Origin of the sequence: Bacillus sp. B1-WWTP-T-0.5-Post-4 (assembly GCF_009183795.1) — a bacterium.
Classification (GTDB): domain Bacteria; phylum Bacillota; class Bacilli; order Bacillales; family Bacillaceae_G; genus Bacillus_A; species Bacillus_A cereus.
The window spans coordinates 68,994-82,268 of the sequence record NZ_WEIJ01000003.1 but is presented as its reverse complement, the minus strand read 5'-3'; the positions used below and the strand labels follow the sequence as shown (position 1 = coordinate 82,268).

The window sequence follows — 13,275 nt, the reverse complement described above, 5'->3', positions numbered from 1 at the left end:
AATAATAAGAGAGGTGTGATTACTATTTTAATTTTCATCAATATTGTAAAAGTAGTGTTGTTTCTGTTCTTTTTAATGACGGGAACGAAAATTATATCCGGGAAAATGGCAGATGAGTTCAAACGATTTGGTTTACCTTCGTTTTTTAATTTCTTAACTGGAGCTTTTGAGATTGTAGGAGCGATTGGAATGTTGATAGGAATTTGGATTTCAACAGTAGCTTTATGGGCAGGCTTGTTATTAGGCGGTACGATGCTTGCAGCTGCATTAACGCTAATTGTATTAGCGAGAGATCCCTTTAAGAAAGCGATACCTGCACTTGTTTTGTTTGTCCTTAGTTTAGGGATAAGTTTGTATCACATTTTTTAAAAATAACCGAAAACTATTAAACTTTCACTTTATGCGTTCAAGTTACTATCATTATGTGATTATTTTACAAATAGGGGGATTCTCAAATTAGTGCTTGAATAATAATAGCAATACTGATTTAGACATTACGATCATTTGAATCATAATCAGTAAAAGAATGGGAAGAATTTTATATTAAAAATAGGAGTGAGTGAAAATGGCATATTTATTACAAGTTGATTTTCCGTTTGAAGGTCCTTTTGGTGAAGAAATGGAAAAAGGATTTTGGGATTTAGCAAAAAGTATTAACGAAGAAGAAGGGTTTCATTGGAAAATATGGACAGAGAATGAAGAAACAAAAGAAGCTGGAGGCATTTATGTATTTGAAGAAAAACAAGATGCTGAAAAATACGCGGAAATGCACAAGAGCAGACTTGAAGCAGCTGGTGTAAAAGATATTAGAGTGAAAATTTTTAACATCAATGAAAAGTTAACGGAACTGAATCGTGGGTATATTAAATAATTTCGAAAGTCGGAGCAAGCGTAAAAAGGAGGGGGATAATCCCCTTCTTTTTTTAATTCTTAAATTGATGGTGAGGGGACTCTTACAAAAAAAATCTTTGCAAAATTTGTGAAAGAAAAAGAGAGATAAAGGTATTTTAACCTTATCTCTCTTTTTCTATATTCATTTATTTTCAGGTAAGGAGTTGATTAGTTATTACTATTTATAAGAACGTGAAGAAGTGTTGATGCCAGTTGGAACTGTTGTAAAGGTTGAGGGGGGCATCCAAGGAAATAGCAGAGATGTGTATGATGATTTGGCGCAGGGGTATGAATCCATCTTCTATGAAATTGTGGGATTATATAAGCATTTATTATCCTGGAGATTTTAAAATAAAATTTACCTAATTATAGAAGTGATTTGAACGTAAGGAAATTGTAAGAAATGCATAAGAAAAAAGAAATTTTTATTATGTAGGATACAAATATAGAGAAGCACAAAAGAGGGAGGATAAATAGGGTTTATTTATACGAAAACCAAACTAGTAACAAGCGCATTCTAAATAAAAAAATCATTTATGGTACTAACATACATGTGAAAAAGAGAGGTTTTACCGTTTATTACAACAGTAGGGATAAAGCCAGAATAGTAGTTTATGTGATGTTTGTAATTGAACAAATAAAAGATGAAATTAATCATTTATCTAAGGAGGCATTTTTTTATGGAAAATAAATTATCTGGGGTGTTAGCCGCTACTTTGGCCCTAACGATGAGCTTGCCAACAGGAGCGATAGCGTCTTCTAGCAGTAAGGCTCCGGTTGTATCTAGCCAAGAAGTTGCTAGTAAAGATTTGGAGAAGATTGCTGCAGAGAACGCTGAACTACTCACGAAGTCCTATGAGACGACTAGCGTGCAGTATGCGCTGATTGATAATGGTAAACTTATTTTGTCGGGGCAGACAGGCAAGAACGACATAGAAGGGAAAGAACCATTAACTAAAGATACTCTATACGGAATTGGTTCAACCAGTAAAGTATATACAGCAGCGGCTGTTATGAAACTAGTAGACGAAGGAAAAGTTGATTTGGATGCTCCTGTTACTGGCTATATTCCTGAGTTCAAAATGAAAGATAAACGATATAAACGCATTACACCGCGTATGCTGTTGAATCACTCCTCAGGTTTGCAAGGTTCGACGTTCAATAATGCATTTTTATTTAAAGATAATGATGCTTATGCCCATGATATCTTGTTGCAACAATTGTCCAACCAAAACTTGAAGGCAGACCCTGGCGCGTTTTCAGTATACTGTAATGACGGTTTTACGCTGGCTGAGATCTTGGTAGAAAGAGTCAGCGGTATGAGTTTTACTGAATTTCTACATCAAAAGTTTACAGAGCCATTAAAACTGAATCAAACGATAACATCGCAAGACAAATGGGAAGACGAAAAGCGGGCTGGACAGTATTCTCCGACATACCAGGGACAGCTTCCAAGTGAAATGGTAAATGTGATTGGTACGGGAGGAATCTCCTCTACTGCAGAAGATGTGGTGCGATTCTCACAAATATTTATGGGACAGGGAAAAGAAATTCTCTCTAATAAAGCAATCAAGGCGATGGAACAAGAAGAATATAAAAAAGGAATGTGGCCAGGAGATAGCGGAAATATGTTCAACTATGGTCTTGGCTGGGATAGTGTGAAACTATACCCATTCAGTGAATATGGGATAAAGGCGTTGACTAAGGGTGGGGATACGATGCTGCAACATGCTACATTGGTCGTGCTTCCAGAACAGAAGATGGCAGCAGCTGTATTGTCCTCCGGTGGGAGCAGCATGACAAATCAACTATTGGCAAATAAATTACTGCTAGCTAGGCTTAAAGAGAAAGGGGCAATTAAGGATATAAAACCAGATAAATCCTTCGGCAAGCCAGTCAAGGCTAAAGTGCCTCAAGATGTGGTAAAAAAAGCAGGATTGTATGGAAATATCCAAAGCCATTTCAAAATAGAGATTACGAAGAAGGGAGAACTGTTTTTACCAACTAAACCGGAAGAAAAATATGTATATACGGCGGATGGAAGCTTTATAAATGAAAAGGGTACTTCCAAGCTTAACTTCGTCACTGAGAAGAATGGAAAAGTTTATTTAAGAGAGAGCACATATGAATTATCACCGGGATTGGGGCAAAATGTGCTGACTCACTATTTAGCTCAGAAATTAGAAAACAATGTGTTACCGAAGAAAACAGCTGCTGCATGGGCGAAGCGCGAGGGCGGCAAGTTCTACCTTGTTAACGAAAAATTTAATTCTATAAATTATCTAGGACAACAAATACCTCTTAACACACAAATTACGATCAAGGATGGCTATTGGGACGGCAAAAAAATTACAGGTCCGAATACGGCGACGCATCAAATTCAGATTCCTGTGATGAATGGGAGGGATACGAAGGAAGCTCATTTCTATACAGAGAATGGTACTGAGTATATGGAGATGGCCAGCTTTTTATACGTCAGTGAATCTAACGTAAAATCCCTTGATGCAGGTCAATTATCGAAAGTTACACTGCAAAAAAATGGGCATGCGAAATGGTTTACGATTCCGCAAGAGGTAGCAGGGAAAACGATGAATGTGGAGTTGCCATCAGGAAGTTCATTCGCGGTGTATGATGGGAATGGAGTATGCGTCAATTTTAGCGTTGTTAGTAATAATAACAAAGTGAAACTACCAGAGAACGGAACAGTTGTATTTGCTGGCGCACCGAACTCCGAATTTACAGTCGCATTGAACTAGCTACAACTCGGGATAGACTTCAATAAAACAGTGCGACATGGAAAAGATATTTTATTTGTATCTTAAGTATTACCTTAAATGATATTACACTTAAATTCTTAGCTTAATAGCAATGGGATAGCACCACATGTCTACTAACCTAAGAAAATAAATCAAACCCATGTCCATCAAGCTAGTAAAAATAAATACCCCAAAAATAGTAAAATTGACATTCTCAGAGTAAAAATGTAAAAAATTATTGTTTAGGGGCAGCGTAAAACATTAGTTTGATAGCGATATGGCGCTACTCATAAAAAAAAGAAATAGGATAGAATATCCTATTTCTTTTTATTGATATAATAAAATGTAAAGAATAAATCCAAAGTAATGATAATAATTAGAAGTAAAAAGTGTATAAGTGCATCAGTTTTTCCGTTTAGTAAAGACTTTACAAAGAAATCCCATTCTGTTTCATGGGGAGGTTCTATCCAATTTCGTTGCAGACCTAACACCATTCCATTTATGAAATAGAAAATGCTTAATAGAATCCTTCCAACAAATAAGGCAGCTGTTTTTATATTCCAATCCTTTATCTTGATTACATAAAGGATTGGGAATAGTATCAGTATCCAAAAAACAATAATAAAGACTGTATTTCCCATTCTCTCCTCCTAACAAAATGATTGTGTTTTTAATCTTGGTAAATTCTTAGGTTGGAGGTATGTTTCATTGTTACTGGTTAAAAACAAGAGCCAGAATTCCGGCTCCTTTTCTATCCCGCAAAATAAAGTTTCACTTTATCTCTCCGTTTCAAAAAACTCAATCCACTCCCCATCAAGGCCAGCGAAGAATATGTAACGTGTTCCATCTGGTAATGTTTCGATTTCATCTCCTAGTAAGAAGGTTACTGCGTGTTTCTTTAGTCTTTCGATTTCATCCTCTAATGAATCTACCTTAAAGCAAATGTGATGTACTTTTCCCTCTGCCGGAAGAGAAGAGTTATAACCTTCAATGAGTTCGAGTATCGTTTCCTTCGATTCTTCCACACCTAAAAAAGCGAGTTTTAAGTCTGGGTTCGGGTGCCCCATACGTTTAAGGAGCTGTAGGCCGACTACTTCTTCATAAAATGAGATAGATGCTTCTAAGTTTGCAACCATAAGTCCAACGTGTTCTATTCTTCTAACTGGCATGTAGATTCCTTCTTTCTAAAAATTATATACAATATATTATTGAAAATTAAGAAAATAAGCAAGATAAAAACCTTACAAATTTTAACGTGTTATATGGTATAGTGAGAAAGTATGTTTGGGGAGAAGGAAGGAGATTATACGATGAATACAACTACTCAAACTCCTTCATTATCGGAAACGATGAAAGAGTGGCATTATGCATTAGCGTATGAAATTAAACATTGGAAAACGATAGGTGGTAGTAAAATTTCTATCATGAACGGTCGTTTTTTATATACAGATTATGAAAGTACAGTATACGTATTTCAGCTTATTTCGGAAGTAAGCTTACCTGAAGGTTCACCGATTCGAATTGAGTTCGATGGTGAGGAAGCGACAGGGGAAGTGTTATCTGTACATGGATTAGAAATAGAGCTGAAATTAAATGATTATATACAAGGTGAAATACGAGAAGCGGTTTTATACAGTGAACCGTGGCAATTGTTAGAGCAACTACAAGAGCGATTAAAGGAAGCGCGTAAAGATAAGCTGAAACGTAATCGTATAAAACGTCTTGTTGATGGGACGAGCAGTCCGAAACATATGGAGAAGATGAAAAATCCAAAAAATGAATTGGCGTATCGCGCGTTTTACAATCCGACAACGTACGTGTGGGGACCACCTGGAACAGGGAAGTCTTACAATTTATCACGTATTATTTCGGCTCATTATCAAAAAGGAAAGTCGGTACTTGTGTTAGCTCATAGTAATGCAGCAGTGGACGTATTAATGAGTGAAGTAACGAAGCAAATTGAGAAGAAAAAGAAATGGACGCCTGGTGAAATTGTTCGTTACGGTTATAGTCAACATGAACATATACGAAATCATGAAACGTTACTTGCATCGAAATTAGTTGAAACGACGAACGAATCATGGGGTGAGGAAAGACTCTATTTAGAAGAAACACGCCAAGAGCTTCGTGAAAAAATCTTATCGTATAAAGCAACATCTGCTGATAAGAAGCGTATACAAGAGATTGAAAGTGACCTTCGAAAGCAAAAGGCTAAAATTAAAGAAGTAGAAAAAGAATACATTGAAAATGCGAAAGTAATCGGCGCAACTTTATCGAAATGTGCCATTGATGCGCTAATTTATGAGCGTACATTTGATTTAGTTGTTGTAGATGAAGTGAGTATGGCATATGTTCCGCAAATTGCATTAGCTGCTTCACTTGGAAAACGTATCGTAGTTTGTGGTGACTTTTTACAGTTACCTCCAATTGCGATGGCAAACCATGAACTCGTTCGAAAATGGCTTGGCGAAGATATGTTTTATCATGCTGGGATTGTTGAGTCTGTTAATAAATCAGAAGCACATCCGAACCTGTTTATACTGCAGGAACAAAGACGTATGCATGCGGATATATCTAAGTTTACAAACTCATTTATTTATAAAAATAGAGTTTATGACCATCCGTCTGTTTCAGAACGTAAAGAACTTGCGCGATTACAGCCGTTCGCAAATGAAGCGAGTGTTTTATTTGATACGAGTCTAATGGGGGCATTTTCGCTAAAAGATGCTGCTTCAGGATCTCGTTTTAATATTATGTCTGGTTTAGTAGCGATGCAAATGATGTTGATCGGACTGTTAGACGGTGTTCAATCCATTGGTGTTGTGACGCCTTACAGGGCGCAGTCTCGCTTTTTATCGACGTGTATGAGAGAAATGTTGCAGAGAACGAAATATCAAAACATACCAGTTTTAGCGGCGACAGTTCATAAGTTCCAAGGTTCTGAAAGAGATATGATAATCTTTGATACAGTTGACAGTTATCCGCAAGAACGACCTGGCGTATTATTCTTTGACCATAAAAACCATCGCCTCGTCAATGTAGCAGTGACAAGGGCGAGAGGGAAGTTCATTCAATTATCAGATTGCCATTATATGCGTAAAAACCTTTCGAGAAAACAAGCGTTATCACAATTAACGGCTCATATAGAACGTCACGGAGATGTGTATGATCGCACGACATCAAGACAATTGTGGGAACGAAAAATATCGAAACGATTACGCTGGTTTATGGAAATGAATCTTGAAGAGCCGAAAGGGTTATTGAAAGATATTTTAGCCGCAAAACGAAAAATTATTATTTCACTTCCAAGTACAAAACAAGTGGATAAGCGAGTATGGCAAGCGTTAATGCGTACAAATGCACAGATAACAGTGTATAGTGATGGACCAGTTCCACTGAAAAATGTAAAGTTACAAAGACAAAATAAAGCTTTCCCGTTTATCGTAATTGATGATGAAATCTTCTGGGGAGGCGCACCGCTCACATCTCAAATGATATTTGAAGGTAGTACGGAATTTCCGTACGTATGTGCAAGACTGCAAGCACCTGAGACAATTGGTGTATTAAAAGGATTTTTAGATATTCGGTAAATTCGGATAGGAATTCCTTGACTTTTATTTGGAATGAACTTAGAATGAATGTAATTTAATATAATTTTATGAAAATTCTTATCACGAGAGGTGGAGGGACTGGCCCTATGATACCTCGGCAGCGGATTCGTTATGAATACTGTGCCAATTCCAGCAAGGTAACTTGAAAGATAAGAAAGAAGCTCATTTTGACTGTATATACAGAAGCCTCTTTCTATCTTTTAGAAAGAGGCTTTTTTACGTGAAAATAAAAGGAGGAAGAAAAATGGGAGCGACAGGAGTAGCGTCACAAAGAAAAACAATTGAAGAGAGTATCGAAAGAAATAAGGAAAAGTACATAGAAACAAGTCATGATATTCATGCGAATCCGGAGATTGGTAACCAAGAGTTTTATGCATCTAGAACATTAAGTTTATTACTAGGTAGTGCAGGATTTCAGTTGCAGCACAATATAGCTGGACATGAAACGGGATTTATCGCGCGAAAAAGCTCTGGAAAACAAGGACCAGCAATCGCATTTTTAGCGGAGTACGACGCTTTACCAGGACTAGGTCATGCGTGTGGTCACAATTTAATCGGCACAATTAGTGTTGCAGCAGCAATTGCATTATCAGAAACGCTTGAAGAAATTGGCGGGGAAGTTGTCGTATTCGGAACACCAGCTGAAGAAGGAGGACCGAACGGTAGCGCAAAATCGAGTTATGTAAAGGCAGGCTTATTTAAAAATATTGATGCGGCGCTTATGATTCATCCGAGCGGAAAGACAGCGACAACGAGTCCTTCACTAGCAGTCGATCCACTTGATTTTCATTTTTACGGAAAAACAGCTCACGCCGCAGCTTCACCAGAAGAGGGAATTAACGCATTAGATGCGGTGATTCAGCTCTATAACGGTATTAACGCACTTCGCCAACAACTTCCGTCAGACGTGAGAATTCATGGCGTCATTACAGAAGGCGGAAAAGCACCTAACATTATTCCTGACTATGCCGCAGCAAGATTCTTCATCCGCGCAGCAACGAGAAAAAGATGCGCGGAAGTAACAGAAAAAGTAAGAAACATTGCACAGGGAGCAGCGTTAGCAACAGGTGCAAAAGTAAAAATCCATCAATTCCAAAATGAAATCGATGAATTACTCGTAACAAAAACATATAACGATATTGTAGCGGAAGAACTAGAACTATTAGGTGAAGATGTAAATCGTAAAGAAAGAGTAGGGATCGGTTCAACCGACGCAGGAAACGTAAGTCAAGTTGTGCCGACAATTCATCCGTACATTAAAATCGGACCAGATGATTTAATTGCACATACGAATGAATTTAGAGAAGCAGCACGTTCAGAACTTGGAGATAAAGCATTAATTACATCGGCAAAAGCATTAGCAAATACGGCGTATCGATTAATTACGGAAGAAGGGTTGTTAGAGAAGGTGAAGGAGGAGTTTAGAGAGGCGCAGAGGAATCAAGGGTAAGGGGATTAAGGTACTTTTTTCGAATAGCAATCTAAATAATAAGTAGAGATATAAAAAAGAACATTGAAAATCAATGTTCTTTTTTGTTACTAATCATTAATTTTGTTGGATTTTCTCATAAAGGAAAAGCTTTTACTGTTAGCGGAGGATAATACGTATCCTTTATTAGAATGACAATTTCTCCTCAAACTCACTCTTTAAAACAATTAAAGGAGATGACAAGCCAAATTGCATTAAAGAGTCTAAAAATGTAGCGAGAGAATCCATCGAATCGCTCATGACCTTCATCATATAATTAAATTCCCCACTAATTCGAAATAAATCTGTTACTTCAGGAGCTGCATTACAATACTGGATAAAATCAGAGCATTGGCTCGTTTTAAACATGATGAATGCTTGAATGTTTTTATTAATTTTTGCAGGCTCAAATTTCGTTCGATAAGCCGCTATAACTCCTTGATCTTCAAGCTTGTTAATACGTTCTTTTACAGCAGGTTGCGTCATGGATATAATTCGTCCTATTTCTGAAACAGAAATTCTCGCATTTTCATACAACAAGTTCATAATTTTATGATCGATTTCATCCAGTTTTACGGCGTTCTGCATTGTGTAGCCTCCTTATTTTTGTTTTCTAAAGTAAATTACGAATTATAACTATAATATCATAAGCGAATGGACTAAATTACCTATAAATCTATATTTAAAATGATTGGTGTTTACATGAAAATATAAGTATAGGTTTTTATCAAACGGAAATTTAGGGAGGATGGAAAAAATGAAGAATCTTGATGGAAAAGTAGCGTTAGTAACAGGAGCGAGTCGCGGAATTGGCCGTGCGATTGCGATGAGATTGGCGAAAGATGGAGCATTAGTTGCGATTCACTACGGTCGAAATAAGGCAGCTGCAGATGAAACGATTAGTGAGATTGAATCTAATGGAGGAAAAGCGTTCTTAATTGAAGCTGAACTCAATTCAATTGATGGTGTCAAACAGTTAGTAGAACAATTGAAGAATGAATTACAAATAAGAGTTGGTACAGCAGAGATTGATATTTTAGTAAACAATGCAGGGATAGGTACACAAGGGACGATTGAAAATACGACAGAAGAAGTTTTTGATGAAATTATGGCCGTAAATATTAAGGCGCCATTCTTTTTAATTCAGCAAACATTACCGTTACTACGAGTAGAAGGGCGCGTTATTAACATTTCATCAGCGGAAGTAAGACTTGGTTTTACAGGGTCCATTGCATATGGTTTAAGTAAAGGTGCACTAAATACGATGACACTTCCTCTAGCTAAACATCTTGGAGAAAGAGGTATAACAGTGAATACAATTATGCCTGGATATACGAAGACAGATATCAATGCGAAATTGCTAGATAATCCGGAAATACGAAATTTTGCTACGAATTCATCTGTGTTCGGACGAATAGGGCAAGTTGAAGATATTGCAGATGCAGTAGCATTCCTTGCTTCTTCTGATAGCCGCTGGGTAACAGGGCAGATTATAGATGTCTCTGGAGGGTTTAGCTTATAGGGGCACTACTCTATAACCATCAAGCTAATCAAGTAAATTACTAGTTATGAAACGATCCTCGTTTCATAACTAGTAATCTATAGAAAGGTAGGGATGATAAAGAAGTCTATTCAAACGTGATTTTTTCGCTAGGCAATTTGAATAAGGGGGCAGTTCTTTTTCTTAAGTTGATGGGTATGTATGGTGACCTCTATTAGTCGATAGTGAATGAACAATTTCGGGGGGCAGTTCAACTTTATTCAAAATAAGATTCTTTTGCAGTAAAATCAATGTTAGTGGAATTTTTTTATCAAACTTTTTTAAAAATTAACATAAATACTTGCAATATTTAAATTAGTACTATATAGTTCTAGTTATGACAAAGGTAAAATTAATGAATCAAAAACGTGTGATTGAAGTAGCTGCAACATTATTTTTAGAAAAAGGGTTTGCTTATACAAGTATGGATGAATTAGTACGTGTAAGCAAAGTTTCAAAGTCTAATGTGTATTATCATTTTTCTAATAAGGAACAATTATTAGAAGGAGTCGTTGATTATTGGATTGAAATGTATCAATCTGCAATTGATGACGTACTTTCTCAGAACCAATTTTTAGTTGAAGATCGTATCCAACTGTTTTTAAAGCAATTATCACAAGGAGTTCAGTCGAGAGAGTATAAGGGGAGCTGTCCATTTATTACTCTTTATATTCAAAGTCCTACACAGGCCACGCAAATAAAAGAAAAAATAGGTCTTTTTTTTACAGGGTTACAAGAGAAAGTTTCTCTATTACTTAAACAAGGGGTAGAGAATGGAGAATTCAGAAATACGATTCATATTGATGAGGTTGCATCACTTTTTATTACAAATCTTGAAGGAGCGTTATTTATTTCAGAAACATTGAAGGATGCAACTGTAATCACGAAAACAGCAGATCATTTTTTAAAATTGCTTCGATAAAAGAAGCATTTTTTTTACATCAAATTAGTACTGAGTAGTACTAAAAAGGGGGGTTTTATATGAGAACAGTATTTTTAACAGGTGGAACAGGCTTTATTGGAAAGCAATTAGTGAAAGAATTAGCCAAAGAGGATGTTAAAATTCTTCTTTTAGTGAGGTCGAAAAATAAAGCAATACGCCTTTTTCAAGAAAGAGGCATCTTAAAAAAGGAAGTTATGCACTTTATTGAAGGGAATTTGACGAAAATAGATTTAGGTCTAAGTGCTGAAGATAAGGAGAGGGTATTGAAAACGGATGTGATTATTCACGCAGGAGGCCCCATGGATATTCAAGCGACAAGTAAAGAGGTAGCTTCCGTATTTTTAAATGGCGCCAAACATATTAGTGAATTAGCTAAAAGTATTCATCAATTGAAGGGCTTGCAACAATTTATTCATGTTGTAGGTTATATGAGTCCCTTTGATGATAAAAATAGTAAGATTGCAATTGATGTGTTTAAAGAAGGAAACAATTATTTGAAAATAAAAAATCCATATGAGAGAACAAAATTTTTAGCAGATCTCTATATCCGTCAGCAGGCATCAGCAGTAGATTATCCGCTTTCTGTAATTAATCCGCCAACTGTAGTCGGTAGTAGTAAAACAGGGAGTACAGAGCAGATAGCAGGATTAGGTTTGCTTGTGATGAGTATACGAAGAGGGCTCATGCCAGTGATTCCTGGAGGTAAGGGATATAGGTTACCACTTATTTCAAACGATGAGCTTGCGAAGTTTATTGTGCAGGTTTTCAGATTGGAGCAACCGACTATTCAAACATATACACTTGTTGAAGACAAACAGTACGATCAGAACATTGCTGAATTATTAAGTATTATGTCGGAAAGTATGAATATGAGGGCACCAAAAATCTCTGTTCCAATGCCACTTATGAAAGCAATTATGAATAGTGGAGTAAGTAAAATAACAAAAATTCCTTCTGATGGATTGAATTTTATTACAAAACAAAATTTCCTAAATGTTTCAGCGAAAAAAATTATGGGAGGAGATTGGTTTAAGAAGACGAGTGTAATGAAATTTTTGCCTGCCGTAGTAGCTGATCTGGATTATCGAATGATGTATCAAAATGGCCAGCATAATCATGTATTTAAACGAACATTATGCGATAACAATACCCTTTACCAATTACAAGGAGAGGGGAAACCGTTTATTTTATTACATGGTTTATTGAGTGATGGAGAAGATTTATTTCCTTTAGCACAAGAGCTTCATGAAAAAACTGGTCAACCTGTATGGATCTTGGATCTTCCAGGTTTGGGACGTTCTCCTTTTAAACGAGAGAAAAATCTTCTAGCTATCTATTTGAATGTAGTGAAAAAGTTATTGGAGAAAGCTACTAATGGTGCACATCTAATTGGCCATTCATTCGGTGCATTTATTCTTCTGGAAGCATTGGTACAAGAGTACATAGATAAGAAGTATTCAATCACTTTACTTCAGCCACCTGTTGCTAAAAAAAATGCTAAATCGCTAAATGTTCCTCAATTTATGAACAAATGGACATTAAAATTAGCAACTACTAATTTGATAGGGCGTTATTTATTAAGTAATGGTTTGTTTGAAAGTACGGAGAGCATCCCTGAACATTATATTGAAAAAACAAGTAACAGTTTTACTTCTCCTAGAATTTTAAATACTACGGTTAAGCTTAACAGTTTACTACTGAAAAACGATCAAGGTGATTTCAATGAAGTAACAAAGTATAATCTTCACATTATTTGGGGGAATTATGACAGAGCCTATTCTGCTCCATCGCATCTTGGTAAGGTTGATTTTGTTCCATATGGCCATCATTTTCCTCTTAGCCATCCGAGTGAAACGGCAACATTAGTAATAAAAAATAGTAATACTAGCATATGAGAGTGTGGGATAAATAAAAAGTGTGTAGTAAGATCGTTGTGTCTTTGAAATAAAATCGTACTGTTTGGGGTCCCGCCCCATCGCTATCAACTTAAGAATCAATTGTTCCCCAAAACGAAAAAAAGAAACATAGAAGCGAAAAAAACCTGTTTTTCTTTTTGATAAATATAT

The 13,275-nt window shown here is 36.3% G+C and carries 11 protein-coding genes and 1 riboswitch; of the genes, 8 read left to right on the top strand and 3 right to left on the bottom strand.

Annotated features, from left to right (window positions below):
* The first annotated feature begins 18 nt into the window (after positions 1-18).
* From GBN91_RS11160 to GBN91_RS11150, 3 genes are all read left to right on the top strand, one after another.
* Positions 19-369 (top strand): DoxX family protein, encoded by a 351-nt coding sequence (locus GBN91_RS11160; RefSeq protein ID WP_033685496.1) that lies wholly within the window; start codon positions 19-21, stop codon positions 367-369.
* Between the two features lie 196 nt (positions 370-565).
* Positions 566-871 carry a monooxygenase gene (locus GBN91_RS11155; RefSeq protein ID WP_000323757.1) on the top strand — a complete coding sequence of 102 codons (306 nt, stop codon included), beginning with the start codon at positions 566-568 and terminating at the stop codon, positions 869-871.
* A 700-nt stretch (positions 872-1,571) separates the two neighbouring features.
* Complete coding sequence (locus GBN91_RS11150) at positions 1,572-3,647, top strand: serine hydrolase domain-containing protein (RefSeq protein WP_049108421.1); 2,076 nt, start codon at positions 1,572-1,574, stop codon at positions 3,645-3,647.
* Between the two features lie 317 nt (positions 3,648-3,964).
* On the opposite strand, the gene GBN91_RS11145 is transcribed toward GBN91_RS11150, so the two are convergent.
* Complete coding sequence (locus GBN91_RS11145; protein ID WP_016122820.1) at positions 3,965-4,288, bottom strand: hypothetical protein; 324 nt, start codon at positions 4,286-4,288, stop codon at positions 3,965-3,967.
* Positions 4,289-4,423: 135 nt separating this feature from the next.
* Positions 4,424-4,816: a VOC family protein gene (locus GBN91_RS11140; protein ID WP_016122819.1), complete on the bottom strand. Its 393-nt coding sequence runs from the start codon at positions 4,814-4,816 to the stop codon at positions 4,424-4,426.
* Positions 4,817-4,927: 111 nt separating this feature from the next.
* On the opposite strand from GBN91_RS11140, the gene GBN91_RS11135 reads away from it, so the two are divergent.
* The gene (locus GBN91_RS11135; RefSeq protein WP_152121502.1) at positions 4,928-7,237 is read left to right on the top strand and encodes an AAA domain-containing protein; all 2,310 of its coding nucleotides are present in this window, start codon (positions 4,928-4,930) and stop codon (positions 7,235-7,237) included.
* Between the two features lie 75 nt (positions 7,238-7,312).
* Positions 7,313-7,414: riboswitch (SAM riboswitch) on the top strand.
* Between the two features lie 88 nt (positions 7,415-7,502).
* Entirely contained in the window at positions 7,503-8,708 is a 1,206-nt protein-coding gene (locus GBN91_RS11130; protein ID WP_152121501.1) for a M20 family metallopeptidase, read from the top strand.
* Positions 8,709-8,873: 165 nt separating this feature from the next.
* On the opposite strand, the gene GBN91_RS11125 is transcribed toward GBN91_RS11130, so the two are convergent.
* Positions 8,874-9,314 (bottom strand): Lrp/AsnC family transcriptional regulator, encoded by a 441-nt coding sequence (locus tag GBN91_RS11125; RefSeq protein WP_001178564.1) that lies wholly within the window; start codon positions 9,312-9,314, stop codon positions 8,874-8,876.
* A gap of 169 nt (positions 9,315-9,483) precedes the next feature.
* Between GBN91_RS11125 and GBN91_RS11120 the strand changes: the two genes are divergently transcribed.
* The 3 genes from GBN91_RS11120 to GBN91_RS11110 all read left to right on the top strand — a co-directional run bounded on the left by GBN91_RS11120 (position 9,484) and on the right by GBN91_RS11110 (position 13,104).
* Positions 9,484-10,248 carry an SDR family oxidoreductase gene (locus GBN91_RS11120; RefSeq protein WP_152121500.1) on the top strand — a complete coding sequence of 255 codons (765 nt, stop codon included), beginning with the start codon at positions 9,484-9,486 and terminating at the stop codon, positions 10,246-10,248.
* A 373-nt stretch (positions 10,249-10,621) separates the two neighbouring features.
* A complete protein-coding gene (locus tag GBN91_RS11115) occupies positions 10,622-11,188 on the top strand; it encodes a TetR/AcrR family transcriptional regulator (RefSeq protein ID WP_001072300.1) in 567 nt (188 codons plus the stop codon).
* Positions 11,189-11,247: 59 nt separating this feature from the next.
* A complete protein-coding gene (locus tag GBN91_RS11110; protein WP_152121499.1) occupies positions 11,248-13,104 on the top strand; it encodes an alpha/beta fold hydrolase in 1,857 nt (618 codons plus the stop codon).
* Positions 13,105-13,275: the final 171 nt, after the last annotated feature.